At 61.7% G+C, this 12,999-nt stretch carries 12 protein-coding genes and 1 riboswitch; of the genes, 6 read left to right on the plus strand and 6 right to left on the minus strand.

Translation table 11 applies throughout. The features are described 5' to 3' along the window. Positions 1-32 precede the first annotated feature (32 nt). The 4 genes from CKW07_RS09795 to CKW07_RS09810 form a co-directional block, all read right to left on the minus strand. Positions 33-998 (minus strand): metal ABC transporter ATPase, encoded by a 966-nt coding sequence (locus tag CKW07_RS09795; protein WP_095078108.1) that lies wholly within the window; start codon positions 996-998, stop codon positions 33-35. A gap of 43 nt (positions 999-1,041) precedes the next feature. Then, positions 1,042-1,854, minus strand: coding sequence for an aldo/keto reductase (locus CKW07_RS09800; RefSeq protein ID WP_095144709.1), 813 nt, complete (start codon positions 1,852-1,854; stop codon positions 1,042-1,044). Next, positions 1,851-3,026 (minus strand): FAD-binding oxidoreductase, encoded by a 1,176-nt coding sequence (locus CKW07_RS09805; RefSeq protein WP_095144710.1) that lies wholly within the window; start codon positions 3,024-3,026, stop codon positions 1,851-1,853. Before CKW07_RS09805 ends, CKW07_RS09800 begins: the two co-directional genes overlap by 4 nt. A 117-nt stretch (positions 3,027-3,143) precedes the next feature. Continuing rightward, positions 3,144-3,476 (minus strand): multidrug efflux SMR transporter, encoded by a 333-nt coding sequence (locus CKW07_RS09810; protein ID WP_095144711.1) that lies wholly within the window; start codon positions 3,474-3,476, stop codon positions 3,144-3,146. A 103-nt stretch (positions 3,477-3,579) separates the two neighbouring features. On the opposite strand from CKW07_RS09810, the gene CKW07_RS09815 reads away from it, so the two are divergent. After that, the gene (locus CKW07_RS09815; protein ID WP_095144712.1) at positions 3,580-4,470 is read left to right on the plus strand and encodes a LysR family transcriptional regulator; all 891 of its coding nucleotides are present in this window, start codon (positions 3,580-3,582) and stop codon (positions 4,468-4,470) included. 23 nt (positions 4,471-4,493) lie between these two features. Beyond that, complete coding sequence (waaA, locus tag CKW07_RS09820) at positions 4,494-5,774, plus strand: lipid IV(A) 3-deoxy-D-manno-octulosonic acid transferase (protein ID WP_095144713.1); 1,281 nt, start codon at positions 4,494-4,496, stop codon at positions 5,772-5,774. Between the two features lie 46 nt (positions 5,775-5,820). On the opposite strand, the gene CKW07_RS09825 is transcribed toward waaA, so the two are convergent. Beyond that, the gene (locus CKW07_RS09825) at positions 5,821-7,254 is read right to left on the minus strand and encodes a TolC family outer membrane protein (RefSeq protein ID WP_095144714.1); all 1,434 of its coding nucleotides are present in this window, start codon (positions 7,252-7,254) and stop codon (positions 5,821-5,823) included. A 197-nt stretch (positions 7,255-7,451) separates the two neighbouring features. Next, positions 7,452-7,557: riboswitch (TPP riboswitch) on the plus strand. A gap of 151 nt (positions 7,558-7,708) precedes the next feature. Between CKW07_RS09825 and thiC the strand changes: the two genes are divergently transcribed. Then, positions 7,709-9,598 (plus strand): phosphomethylpyrimidine synthase ThiC, encoded by a 1,890-nt coding sequence (gene thiC, locus CKW07_RS09830; protein WP_095144715.1) that lies wholly within the window; start codon positions 7,709-7,711, stop codon positions 9,596-9,598. A 102-nt stretch (positions 9,599-9,700) separates the two neighbouring features. Next, on the plus strand, positions 9,701-10,993 hold the full coding sequence (cytX, locus tag CKW07_RS09835) for a putative hydroxymethylpyrimidine transporter CytX (protein ID WP_095144716.1): 1,293 nt from the start codon (positions 9,701-9,703) through the stop codon (positions 10,991-10,993). Here cytX and CKW07_RS09840 read toward each other — a convergent pair. Beyond that, entirely contained in the window at positions 10,962-11,708 is a 747-nt protein-coding gene (locus tag CKW07_RS09840; RefSeq protein WP_095144717.1) for an RsiV family protein, read from the minus strand. The two genes, cytX and CKW07_RS09840, sit on opposite strands and share 32 nt — an antisense overlap. Positions 11,709-11,932: 224 nt before the next feature. On the opposite strand from CKW07_RS09840, the gene CKW07_RS09845 reads away from it, so the two are divergent. After that, entirely contained in the window at positions 11,933-12,550 is a 618-nt protein-coding gene (locus tag CKW07_RS09845) for an NUDIX domain-containing protein (protein ID WP_095144718.1), read from the plus strand. After that, positions 12,541-12,993 (plus strand): DUF1249 domain-containing protein, encoded by a 453-nt coding sequence (locus CKW07_RS09850; protein WP_095078119.1) that lies wholly within the window; start codon positions 12,541-12,543, stop codon positions 12,991-12,993. Before CKW07_RS09845 ends, CKW07_RS09850 begins: the two co-directional genes overlap by 10 nt. The last annotated feature ends 6 nt before the right edge of the window (positions 12,994-12,999 follow it).

A 12,999-nucleotide genomic window follows, 5' to 3' on the forward strand; every position in this document is an offset into this window, starting at 1 on the left:
CCAACGGGAGCAAGCTCCCTCGCTACAGTGGGTTAGCGTGCCGCCTTGTGCGGCACGATCTTCTTCAGCAGCTGTTTGGCCTTACCGGTCAGGCGGCTCAAGCCCGAAGGCTTGTCCGGCTGACTCAAGCCCTGTTGCTTGAGCCAGTCTTTCCAGCGAATCCGCTCATCCCTGACCAGCCAGCCTTCCTGACGGGCAAAACTTTCCGCCAGGTACAGGCCGCGTGTGCTTGCGGGGTATAGCTGGTCTTTTTTCAGGGTGTAGAGCTCAGGCACGGGCTGGCCATCCTGAAGCGGCATCAGGTACAGGTCCGGGCGCTTGCGGTCCAGCCGTGCGACCAGTTGATCACCTTCCAGGCGCTCATCGACGTGAAACAGACTCAAGGACTTGGCTTCCTTGGGCACCTCCAGGCGCAAATCGTAAATCAGTTGCAGCGATGCGGTAGGCAGGTGCACATAGGCGCGCGGGCGCTCGATCAATTGCAGGTTGGCGCAGCGTACGGGGCGGGCGGCACCGGATTCTGGCATCAGGCGAAACGGCATGGCTTCCCGGTAGTGCAGCGCAGTGGCATAGGGGGCCGGTAGCCAGGTGTCATTGAAGCGCCCGCCGAGCCAGCCTTCCGGGGTTTCCAGCAGGCACTCCTCGGCAATCTCCTGAATGGCTGTGTGCAGCGGCAGATTGAGTTCGTGAGCGGGCACATAACCGGAAATCAGTTTCAGCACCACGTCGCCCCGATCCTGGCGGCGCTGGCGCACCAGCACCCAGTAATCGCGATTCTGCCAGCGCAGGGTCAGTCTTACCGACACACCGAGGTTGGCCAGTTCCAGGGCAAAGTGCTCGGCATTGGCCACCGTCACCGGACGTCGGCGCTGCAGGGTCTGGGAGAAGTTGAGCGGCCTCCCGACACTCTGGTAACTCAGGCCGTCGGGTGTCGCTTCGACATACAGCGGCAGTGTCTTGAAGTTACTGGGGTTCTTTCTGATCAGTGTTCGCGGCATGTCGGCTCCTCCTTGCGTCGGGGTCGGCCGCCTTGGCGGCTAGTCAACGGCGGGTCAGGACTTGAGCTACGGTCGCCACATTGTGGGCCAGGTGCAGCGGATTGATGGTCCCGACAATAGCACTGGCAACACCGGGTTGTGCAAACAACAACTCGAAGCTGGCGCGCACCGGGTCCACGCCCGGGCTCAGGCAAACGTGACCGCTGGCCAGGGCCTTCTTGACCAGGATGGCTTTGCCGTGGGCAGCAGCGTAGTCGATGACCGGCCGTTCGGCCTGCTCGTTGAGGTTGTAGGTGACCATGGCGCAATCACCCTGCTCCAGCGCCTTCAGGCCGCCGTCGACAGTCTTGCCGGAAAAGCCGAAGCCACGAATCTTGCCTTCGCGCTTGAGCTCGGCGAGGGTCTGATAGACCTCGCTTTCGTTGAGAATGGCCAGGTCATTACCGTCCGAATGCACCAGCACCAGGTCGATAACGTCCGTTTCCAGGCGTTGCAGACTGCGTTCGACAGAAAACCGCGTATGAGCGGCACTGAAATCATGACGGGACTGACCGTCGACAAACTCTTCACCGACCTTGCTGACAATCACCCAGTCATGACGCTGGCCACGCAACAGCGGGCCGAGGCGCTCTTCACTGCGGCCATAGGCCGGGGCAGTGTCGATCAGGTTGATGCCCAGGTCACGGGTCAGCTTGAGCAGGCTGCGCGCCTCGTCATCGTCCGGGATCTGGAAGCCGTTGGGGTATTTCACCCCCTGATCGCGGCCAAGTTTCACCGTCCCCAGGCCCAGCGGCGAAACCATCAGCCCCGTGCTGCCCAGCGGGCGGTGCAGGTCGTGCAAAGTGGCATGGCTCATGGCAGCAGTTGCTCCCAGGCCGGTACACCCATGGGCGGTTTTGGCAGTTCAGGCAAGGGTGCCGGGTGGCTCGGCAGGATGGCGTCGCGTTGCAGCGCGGCGATCACCCGGTCAGCGAAGTCGGGCGCCAGTGCGAGTTTGGTCGGCCAGCCCACCAGCAGGCAATCCTGTTCGGCGAGAAAGGCATTGTCCGGGCGGGTCAGGCCCGATTGCAACGGCTCGGCCCGATCGACCCGCAAGGTCGCCCACTGGGCCTGGCTGAGGTCGACCCAGGGCAACAGGTTGCCGAGTTCCTTCTGTGCGGCGGCAATCTGCGCCGCCGGCTCCCGCGCCACACCCTCGGCTTCGGCGATATCGCCCCCCAGGTACCAGACCCATTGGCCGTCGGCTGCCGGATGAGTGGTGACAGTGATGCGCGGCTTCGGCCCGCCGCCCAGGCAATGGGCGTACAGGGGTTTGAGGCTCGGGCCCTTGACCAGAACCATGTGCAGCGGTCGAATTTGCATGGCCGGCTGGCTCAGGCCGAGGGTCGCGAGCAATTCGGCATTGCCGGCGCCGGCACTGAGGACGATGCGCTGCGCACGGATGTCCCGCTCGTCGACCCGCAGGCCGACCAGTTCGCCGTTTTCCAGCAAGGGTTCGACCTTTTGCCCGGCCAGCAGTCCGTCGCCGGCCAGTTCGGCCAGGCGTGCGATCAGGCTCGGTACATCGATGACCAGTTCGGCCAGGCGATAGACCTTGCCCTTGAAGCGCTTGTCTTGCAGGGCGGGGGGTAATTGTTCGCCCTTGACCTGATCGACCCGGCCGCGCACGGCCTTGCTGGCGAAGAAGCTGGTGAGGTTGCCAGCCAGGGTACCGGGCGACCAGAGGTAGTGGGCCTCGGAGAGCAGTCTCACCCCGGCCAGGTCCAGCTCGCCGTCACCGGCCAGGGCGTCACGCCAGCGCCGTGGCATGTCGGCAATGGCTTCCGAGGCACCGGTCAGTGCGCCGTGCAGGGCGTACTTGGCGCCACCGTGGATGATCCCCTGGGACTTGACGCTTTGCCCGCCGCCGAGGCTGGCACTTTCCACCAGTACGGTCGAATAACCCTGGCGACGCAGGCGTGCATTCAGCCAGAGGCCGGCAACACCAGCGCCGACAATCAGCACGTCGGTGGAAATAACGGATGGCATGCGCAGACCTCAGTGTTCTAAACGAAGCTGCAAGTTTCAAGCTTCAAGCTTCAAGCTGCAAGCAAGAGCCTGAGAATATCCCTCTTGCAGCTTAAGGCTTGCAGCTTGCGGCTGTTTTTAATGCCCAGCCGTTTTCGAGAACAACTGGATCACCACCACGCCCAGCACGATCAGCGCCATGCCAAGCATCGCCGGTACATCCAGCTTCTGGTCGTAGATAAACAGTGCGGCGACGCTGACCATCACAATGCCCATGCCGGCCCAGACGGCATAAGCCACGCCCACGGGGACGCTGCGCACCACCAGCGTCAACATCCAGAAGGCGATGCCATAGCCGCAGATCACCAGCAGCAGGGGCAGGGGAGTGCTGAAGCCTTTGACCGCTTTCATCGAAACAGTGGCGATCACTTCGGCGCAGATGGCGATGGCCAGGTAGTAGTAGGCGGTCATGGGTCAATCCTCGTGTGAAACGTTGCTTTCTGAGGTCGGCATTTTAGTGTTTCTTCAGATGGGGTAAAGTCATTACCTATCTGATTTGAAGATGGGTTGAGCCATGAGTATTCAATGGAATCTGGAGCAGATGCGCTTGTTCGTCAGCGTCGCCGAGCAGCGTTCGTTTTCCGCCGTGGCCCGGGATCAGCGCAAGGCACAGTCGGCGGTCAGCAGTTCGATTGCCTTGCTTGAAGCAGACCTTGGCGTCAGCTTGTTTGATCGTAGCAGCGGTCGCCAGCCACGGCTGACCGAGGCCGGTAGCGCATTGCTGGAGGAGGCGCGGGAGGTGTTGCGCCAGTGCGAGCGCCTCAATGGCCGGGCGCAGGCGTTGATGCGCGGGCAGGAGGCGCGCTTGCGCCTGGCTCAGGACGAGGCGATGCCGTATCAGCCGGTACTCGACAGCCTCGAAGCCCTGGCCGATCAATTTCCCAGCCTGGAAGTGCAACTGGCCAGTGCCGCGCAGGGCGATGTGGCGCGAAAACTGGAGCAGCGTCAGGCGGATCTGGGTCTGTTGTTCTATCACGAACAGATCCCCGAAGCCCTGGAACGTCGGGTACTGGGCAGCGTCGAGATGGTCACGGTGTGCGGCGTCGGCCACCCGCTGGCCGTAGGCGGGCAGGTCAATTGCCAGCAAATGGCCCAGCATCGGCAATTGCTGATGGCCACCCATTCGAGTGTCTACCCGGGCAGCGAGCAGGCCAGCCCGCAAGTCTGGCGCGCCGACAGCTTCTACGTGTTGGCCGAATGGGTGATGCGGGGGCTGGGCTGGGGGTGGCTACCCCGGCATGTGGTGCAGTACCCCGCCTATCAAGGGCAGATGGTCGAACTGGTCAGCGAGTGGACCCCGCCGGCGTTGGTGGTGGAGTTGGTCTGGCGGCGTGATGAAACACTCGGGCCGGCCGCGCGCTGGCTGGCGGAACGATTTGCCGTGCACTTGCAGGCGATCGACTGAAAAAGCCGATAAACTCCGGCGCCATGAACAGAACCCTCTATACCGCGCTGTTTTACCTCGGGCTGCCACTGGTAGCGATTCGGCTGTGGCTGCGTTCGCGCAAGGCCCCGGCATACGCCAAACGCATCGGTGAGCGTTTCTCCATCGGCTTGCCGGTGATGCAGCCGGGTGGCCTTTGGGTGCATGCGGTATCGGTGGGCGAGAGCATTGCCGCGGCGCCGATGATCCGTGCACTGCTGGAGCGTTATCCACAGCTTCCGATCACCGTGACCTGCATGACCCCGACCGGTTCGGAGCGGATCCACGCGATGTTCGCCAATGAACCACGCATCCAGCACTGCTACCTGCCTTACGACTTGCCCTGTGCGGCCGCCAGGTTCCTCGACAGGGTCCAGCCCAGGCTGGCGGTGATCATGGAAACTGAGTTGTGGCCCAACCATATTCATCAGTGTGCCAAGCGCGGGATTCCGGTCGCGCTGGCCAATGCCCGGCTTTCAGAGCGCTCGGCCAGAGGCTACGGCCGTTTCAGTCGCCTGACTCAGCCGATGCTGGCTGAAATGAGCCTGTTTGCCGTGCAAACCGAAGCCGAAGCCGAGCGTTTCCGGCAGCTTGGTGCACGGCCAGAGACGGTGCAGGTCACCGGCTCGATCAAGTTTGACCTGAGTATCGACCCACAATTACTGCAGCGCGCCGCCCGGTTGCGCGAGCAATGGCAGGCGGTCGAACGGCCGGTGTGGATCGCCGCGAGTACCCATGAAGGCGAAGACGAGGTGGTGCTGGCCGCCCACCGGCAATTGCTCGGCAGCCACCCGGATGCGCTGCTGATTCTGGTACCGCGCCACCCCGAGCGTTTCAATTCGGTGTTCGAGCTTTGTCAGCAACAGGGTTTCAATACGGTCCGCCGCTCGACCAGCATGGCGGTCAACGATGATACGTCGGTGCTGCTCGGCGACACCATGGGTGAACTGCTGTTTCTCTATGCGCTGGCGGACAGTGCGTTTGTCGGTGGCAGCCTGGTGCCGAATGGCGGGCATAACCTCTTGGAGCCCGCGGCCTTGGCGAAACCGGTGCTCAGCGGTCCCCATCTGTTCAACTTCCTGGAGATCGCGGCGTTGATGCGCAGTGCCGATGCCTTGCAGGAAGTAGAGGATGCCCAAGGGTTGGCGGTCGCCGTGCAGCGGTTGTTCGAACTGCCAACTGATGCTCAGCGCATGGCAGAGGCAGGGTTGAACGTGATGCGCGCCAACCAGGGCGCCTTGCAGCGGTTGCTCGATGGGTTGGGGCGGTTGATCGACAAAGCCTGAGGCATGCGCCTGTGGCGAGGGAGTTGCTCCCTCGCCACGAAGTGCCTCAAGGGCGGGCTTTCAGCTGTTCCGCCGCGGCCTTGGCCAGGTCCGGTGGCAGGAAGTCCTTGTCCGGGTTGTAGTCGGCCTTGAGGTAGCGCTTGAGGTCTTGCAGATCGCCGGGGCTTAAGGTGCCTGCGGCCTGTTTCAGGCGCAGGTTGTCGAGGATATAGTCGTAGCGGCTGTTGTTATAGTTGCGCACCGAGGTGTACAGCTGACGCTGGGCGTCGAGCACGTCAACGATATTGCGTGTACCCACCTGATAACCGATTTCCGTGGCTTCCACCGCACTCTGGTTGGAGATGATCGACTGGCGGCGCGCCTGCACCTGCTCGACGTCGCTATTGACGGCGCGATGCAGGTCGCGGGTGTTTTCCACCACTTGTCGACGCAGGGATTCGCGTTGCTGTTCGCTCTGTTCCAGCTGTGAATAGGATTGGCGCACCTGGGAGCTGGTCAGCCCGCCGCTGTAGATCGGAATGTTCAACTGCAGGCCGACCGAGGTCTGCGAGACGTCGCCACTGTACGGCTGGCCAAAGGCGCTCGGGTTGCTGAAGCCCAATGCGTCGTTGTCGCCTTTCTTGTACTGCGCCACCGCGTCGACTGTCGGCGCATGGCCGGCCTTGCGCTGCTTGAGGGTTTCTTCGGCCGCGTTCACCGCGTAGTTGCTGGCCAGCAGGTTAAGGTTCTGTTGCGCGGCGGTGTCGACCCAGGCTTTGGCGTCGTTAGGCGCCGGCGGCAGGATCGGCAAGGTGTGGACGATGCCCTGAATCGAGTTGTACTCACGGTTGGTCAGGGTGACCAGCGCTTCGAACGCGTCATCCACCTGGAGCTGGGCCAGGATTCGGTTGGCGCGGGCGGTGTCATAACTGGCTTGCGATTGCAGCACGTCGGTCTTGTCCGACAGGCCCACATCGAAACGCTCGTTGGACTGGTCCAGTTGGCGTTTGAACGCGGCTTCTTCCGCTTTGGTCGACGCCAGGTTGTCCTGGGTGCGCAGTACGTTGAAGTAGTTCTCGGCGGTTTGCAGGATCAGGTTCTGCTCGGTGGCCGACAGTTGCAGCGCCGCCTGTTCATTGACGTCCTTGGCCGCCTGGAATTGGAACCAGCGGTCGGCGCGGAACAATGGCTGGGCCAGTGTGGCCTGGTAGACGTGAGCACTACGGTTGGCGATGGCCGACGGTGCGTCGATGTCGGTGCGCACGTTGGCGATTTCTGCGCCACCCGACAGGTTCGGCAGCAGGCCAGCGCGGGCCTGGGGCACGACTTCCTTTTGCGCGCCGTATTGAGCGCGGGCCGCGGCCAGGTCGGCGTTGTTGTTGACCGCCTCTTGATAGACGCTCACCAGGTCGGTGTTGGTCGCCAGGGATGCTTGCGCTGCCCAGACCATTCCATTGGACGCACATGACACGGCGAGCGCCAGTGAGAGTTTTCGCAGCATGAGGCGATCCCTAGCAGTGATATTACGACGAGAATTCAGGCGCCCAAACTTACGGCGCTAGCATTACAGCGTCAAGGTAACGTGCGGGGTTGTGAGTGCAGTAGTGCATGTTCTTGTTACAAATGCGGCAATTGCGCCATTCATCACGCTGTTTACACAGGGGTTGGCGTTCTTTGCCGGTTGTGTCTAGACTGGCCGGGTTCTTGTCGGGGTGCCTTGCTATGAGGCTGAGATCGAATAATTTCGGATCCCGTTGAACCTGATCAGGTTAGCGCCTGCGTAGGGAACAAGATTTCTCGTCACCCGGCGAGTCCTCTTGTGCTTCGTCCGGGATATTGTTCGACAATCGAACGTTCCTGTGCGTGACGAAGCACAGCACCATTTCTGGTGCGTCCGTGCCTCTCAGGTTCTGCTCCGACAATCCACTGCCTGGATGCTGTCTGGAGAGCCCGTGATGACGATAAAACCAAAAAATGCGACCAACCTCAGTGACTCGGCCAAGGTCGATGAGCAGTCGGTTCAGCCCTTTACCCGCTCGCAAAAGATCTATGTCCAGGGTTCGCGCCCGGACATTCGCGTGCCCATGCGCGAAATCACCCTGGACGTGACCCCCACCGACTTCGGCGGCGAGATCAACGCACCGGTTACCGTGTACGACACGTCCGGCCCGTACACCGATCCCAATGTGGTGATCGACGTGCGCAAAGGCCTGGGCGATGTGCGTTCGGCGTGGATCGACGACCGTGGCGACACAGAGCGACTGCCCGGCCTGAGCTCGAACTTTGGTCAAGAGCGCCTGGCGGATGCCGAGCTGACCAAGCTGCGCTTCGCCCATGTGAACAACCCGCGTCGGGCCAAGGCCGGTGCCAACGTCAGCCAGATGCACTACGCGCGCAAAGGCATCATCACCGCCGAGATGGAATACGTCGCCATCCGCGAGAACATGAAGCTGCAAGAGGCCCGTGCCGCGGGTCTGCTGAAGCAGCAACACGCCGGCCACAGCTTTGGCGCCAGCATTCCGAAAGAGATCACCGCCGAATTCGTTCGCGAGGAAATCGCTCGTGGCCGCGCGATCATCCCGGCCAACATCAACCACGTCGAACTGGAACCGATGATCATCGGCCGTAACTTCCTGGTGAAGATCAACGGCAACATCGGCAACAGCGCACTGGGTTCGTCCATCGAAGAAGAAGTGGCGAAACTGACCTGGGGCATCCGCTGGGGGTCGGACACGGTCATGGACCTGTCCACCGGCAAGCACATTCACGAAACCCGCGAGTGGATCATCCGCAACTCGCCGGTGCCAATCGGTACCGTGCCGATCTACCAGGCGCTGGAGAAGGTCAACGGCGTGGCCGAAGACCTGACCTGGGAGCTGTTCCGCGACACGCTGATCGAACAGGCCGAGCAAGGCGTCGACTACTTCACCATCCACGCCGGCGTGTTGCTGCGTTATGTGCCGATGACCGCCAAGCGCGTGACTGGCATCGTTTCCCGCGGTGGTTCGATCATGGCCAAGTGGTGCCTGGCGCACCACAAAGAAAACTTCCTCTACACCCATTTCGATGAAATCTGCGAAATCATGAAGGCCTACGACGTCAGCTTCTCGCTGGGCGATGGCCTGCGTCCGGGGTCGATTGCCGACGCCAACGACGAAGCGCAGTTCGGTGAGCTGGAAACCCTCGGCGAGCTGACCAAGATCGCCTGGAAGCACGACGTACAGTGCATGATCGAAGGCCCTGGCCACGTGCCGATGCAGTTGATCAAAGAGAACATGGACAAGCAGCTGGAGTGCTGCGACGAGGCGCCGTTCTATACCCTCGGCCCGCTGACCACCGACATCGCTCCGGGTTACGATCACATCACCTCCGGTATCGGTGCGGCGATGATCGGCTGGTTCGGTTGCGCCATGCTCTGCTACGTCACGCCCAAGGAGCACTTGGGCCTGCCGAACAAGGATGACGTGAAGACCGGGATCATCACCTACAAGATTGCCGCGCACGCCGCCGACTTGGCCAAGGGGCATCCGGGGGCGCAGATCCGCGACAACGCCTTGAGCAAGGCGCGATTCGAGTTCCGTTGGGAAGACCAGTTCAACCTGGGCCTGGACCCTGACACCGCGCGTTCGTATCACGACGAAACCCTGCCGAAGGACTCGGCTAAGGTCGCGCATTTCTGCTCCATGTGCGGGCCGAAATTCTGCTCGATGAAGATCACTCAGGAAGTTCGCGAATACGCGGCCAACCAGCGGATCGATACCGTCGACGTGGACGTCGCCCAAGGCCTGGCGGAGCAGGCCGAGCGGTTCAAGAAGGAAGGCAGTCAGCTGTATAAAAAAATCTAAGCCGAAAGCGGCAAGCTACAAGAAGAAGCAGGCATCCATCGATGCTTCAACTTGTAGCTTGCCGCTTAAAGCTTGTCGCTGCCCCATTTCGAGATAACACCCTTGAGCATTCAACCCAGCACGTATTCACCCGACATCGCGGTGCCCACTGACAAACGAGTCTTCGGCGGTCGCGATCTGTTCTCCCTGTGGTTTTCCCTTGGTATCGGCCTGATGGTGCTGCAGACCGGTGCCTTGCTCGCGCCCGGCCTGGGCCTGTCCGGTTCATTGCTGGCGATTTTCCTTGGCACGCTGGTTGGCGTGTTGCTGCTGGCGGCGGTTGGCGTAATTGGCAGCGACACCGGCCTGTCGTCGATGGCCGCGCTCAAACTCAGCCTCGGTACTCGCGGTGCGAGCCTGCCGGCGCTGTTGAACCTGTTGCAGCTGATCGGCTGGGGTTCGTTCGAAATCATCGTCATGCGCGACGCGGCGAGCCTGTTGGGAGCCCGGGCGTTCAGCGAAGGCAGCCTGTGGTCGAACCCGCTGTTGTGGACGCTGTTCTTCGGCGCACTGGCCACGTTGCTGGCAGTCAGTGGTCCGTTGACCTTCGTGCGCAAAGTGCTGCGCAAGTGGGGGATCTGGCTGCTGCTGGCCGCGTGTATCTGGCTGACCTGGAACCTGTTCGCCAAAGCCGACCTGGCTGCGCTATGGGTACAGGCCGGTGACGGTTCGATGCCGTTCGCCGTGGGTTTTGACATCGCCATCGCCATGCCGTTGTCGTGGTTGCCGCTGATCGCCGACTACTCGCGCTTCGGCAAGCGGGCAAAAAACGTCTTCGGCGGCACCGCGCTTGGCTTCTTTATCGGTAACTTCTGGCTGATGAGCCTGGGCGTGGCCTACACCCTGGCCTTTGCGCCGAGCGGCGAAGTCAACGCCTTGCTGCTGGCGCTGGCCGGTGCGGGCCTGGGGATTCCGCTGTTGTTGATCCTGCTCGACGAGTCCGAAAACGCCTTTGCCGACATTCACTCGGCAGCGGTTTCCAGTGGGATTCTGTTGCGCCTGAAAGTCGAACACCTGGCCCTGGCCATCGGGGTGATCTGCACCTTGATCGCCCTGCTGGCACCGCTGGCCCAGTACCAGAACTTCCTGCTGTTGATCGGTTCGGTGTTCGCGCCGCTGTTTGGCGTCGTACTGGTGGATCACTTCATTCTGCGCAAGCGCAGTGCCCAAGTGGCGTCATCGGCCTTGCGCGGGACGAGCCTGCTGGCCTGGCTGGGCGGTGTGAGCACGTATCATCTGCTGGCCAATCTCTACCCTGAAATCGGCGCAACCCTGCCGGCGTTGATACTGGCAGGGCTGCTCCAGCTGCTGCTGGGGCGTGTCGTTACGGACGGGCGGGAACCAGCTCAGGCTTGAGGATCCCACCCAGGCGCGAGTAAGGGATCTTCAGTTCGACGTGGCCCAGCGCGTAAGGCGCAATCGTGGTCACGTCGTACTTGAGCATCACCCCGGCGGTGGTCAAGGCCACATTCTGGGTTTTCTTGAACGGCCAGGCTTTCATGAATTCCGGCTCCTGATCGAGCCGGGTGCTGATCAGCCAGCTGTTATGCGCCACCTGGGCAGCTTTCCAGAATGCCTCTTCCTGTCCGGGCCGCAGCATGTCAGACAGATTCAGGACCTTGTGCTCCTGGCGCGAATAATTGATGAAGCCGCGACCCGGCGTGCCGTGGGCGGTCCCGGTGTCCAGGTAGCTGGACAACTCAATGATCACCAAGCCGTCATGCTGCTCCCGTACCTTGGCTTGCAGGTAGCTGCTGTGGCGTGGGCCGGCGTCACGCAAAAACTGGTCGCGATAGGTGTTGAGCGAGGCTGGCAACGGGGCGTCGGGTGAGGTGCGGGTCATTTGCAGCAAGCGTTTTTCGATGATGCCATCCAGTTGCGGCTCGCCCGGAAAGCGCACGGTATCGATGTTCACCAGCGGGCAGTCGGCGGCCGTGCAACCTGGCTTGATGGTTTCGGCGGTGTCGCGCAGGGTTTCCAGCGGTGCCTTGTAGCTTGGCTGGAACAGGCTTTGACAGGCGCCCAGGGTCAGGGCGATACAGGCCACGGAGGCGATTTTCAAAAGTGACATGGGCGTCCTTCATGAATCAGGGGTAGGCAAAAGTTACCGGCTTCGACTGTCAGCGGCGCAGTCAGTTCGCCACTAAGCTCAATAGTGTCAATTAGAGTTGGTTTGCCCCCCTGCCGTCTATCCCGGCGACCTTAAAGGGGCTGCATCAAACGTGACGGGCGCGTTAGGATGGCGCGAAGACTGGGGGCAGCCTCGGACGGATTTTGCAGTAGACGAGGATTGTTATGACTGATTTTGCCAAGGCCACCCCGACCTCCGTAGACGTTGTGCGCACTGAGAGCTGCCATAAGGGCTTCTACCAGCTCGATCGTGTGCACCTGCGTCATGAGCTGTTCGCTGGCGGCATGAGCCGTGAAATCAATCGCGAGCTGTTCGTTCGTCATGATGCCGTGTGCGTGCTGCCTTACGATCCGCAGCGTGATGAGGTGGTGCTGATCGAGCAGTTTCGCGTGGGGGCGCTGGGCAAGACTGACAATCCCTGGTTGATCGAACTGGTCGCCGGTCTGATCGACAAGGACGAACTACCAGAAGAAGTTGCTCACCGCGAAGCGCAGGAGGAAGCTGGGCTTGAGTTCACTGCGCTGTGGCCGATGCTCAACTACTTTCCATCGCCGGGCGGCAGTACCGAATACGTGCATTTGTATCTGGGGCGTTGTGACAGTAGCGAGGCGGGTGGCCTGCACGGGCTGGTAGAGGAGGCAGAAGATATTCGCGTCACGGCCTGGGACTTTGAAGATTCCCTGCAGGCCGTGCGTGATGGGCGGATTTCCAACGCGGCGAGCATTATTGCCTTGCAATGGCTGGCTTTGAACCGCGTTGAAGTGAGGGGGCTATGGTCGTAATCAAACAGCGCGACCGATATCGGGTCGACCTTGTGGGGCTGCAAAGCGCCTGCGAGGCCAACTATGCCCGGTTGCTGCGCTTGCTGCCGGACATGCGCAACCAGCCAGGGGCCCGGCGCATTGCCATGACCCAGGGCGACCAGATGCTGGGTGTGCTGACGCTGGAGGTGTTGCGGGCTTGTCCGTACACCACGACCTTGCGCGTGCGTCAGGAGCACAGCCTGCCGTGGTTGCCGGTGCCGCAGCTGGAAGTCCAGGTCTATCACGATGCGCGCATGGCCGAGGTCATCAGCGCCGAGCATGCGCGGCGCTTTCGGGGCATCTATCCTTACCCCAATGCGTTGATGCACCAACCGGACGAAAAGGCCCAGCTCAACGTCTTCCTTGGCGAATGGCTGAGCCATTGCCTGGCGTGCGGGCACGAATACGAAGTGGTGCGTTAAGCAGCA

This window comes from Pseudomonas sp. Irchel s3b6 (assembly GCF_900187415.1).
In the GTDB taxonomy this organism is placed as follows: Bacteria; Pseudomonadota; Gammaproteobacteria; order Pseudomonadales; family Pseudomonadaceae; genus Aquipseudomonas.

Excerpts from the sequence above, each read along its gene's own strand:
- CKW07_RS09795 (WP_095078108.1), bottom strand. The coding sequence starts at position 998 with ATGCCGCGAACACTGATCAGAAAGAACCCCAGTAACTTCAAGACACTG.
- CKW07_RS09800 (WP_095144709.1), bottom strand. The coding sequence starts at position 1,854 with ATGAGCCATGCCACTTTGCACGACCTGCACCGCCCGCTGGGCAGCACG.
- CKW07_RS09805 (WP_095144710.1), bottom strand. The coding sequence starts at position 3,026 with ATGCCATCCGTTATTTCCACCGACGTGCTGATTGTCGGCGCTGGTGTT.
- CKW07_RS09810 (WP_095144711.1), bottom strand. The coding sequence starts at position 3,476 with ATGACCGCCTACTACTACCTGGCCATCGCCATCTGCGCCGAAGTGATC.
- CKW07_RS09815 (WP_095144712.1), top strand. The coding sequence starts at position 3,580 with ATGAGTATTCAATGGAATCTGGAGCAGATGCGCTTGTTCGTCAGCGTC.
- waaA (WP_095144713.1), top strand. The coding sequence starts at position 4,494 with ATGAACAGAACCCTCTATACCGCGCTGTTTTACCTCGGGCTGCCACTG.
- CKW07_RS09825 (WP_095144714.1), bottom strand. The coding sequence starts at position 7,254 with ATGCTGCGAAAACTCTCACTGGCGCTCGCCGTGTCATGTGCGTCCAAT.
- thiC (WP_095144715.1), top strand. The coding sequence starts at position 7,709 with ATGACGATAAAACCAAAAAATGCGACCAACCTCAGTGACTCGGCCAAG.
- CKW07_RS09840 (WP_095144717.1), bottom strand. The coding sequence starts at position 11,708 with ATGTCACTTTTGAAAATCGCCTCCGTGGCCTGTATCGCCCTGACCCTG.
- CKW07_RS09845 (WP_095144718.1), top strand. The coding sequence starts at position 11,933 with ATGACTGATTTTGCCAAGGCCACCCCGACCTCCGTAGACGTTGTGCGC.
- CKW07_RS09850 (WP_095078119.1), top strand. The coding sequence starts at position 12,541 with ATGGTCGTAATCAAACAGCGCGACCGATATCGGGTCGACCTTGTGGGG.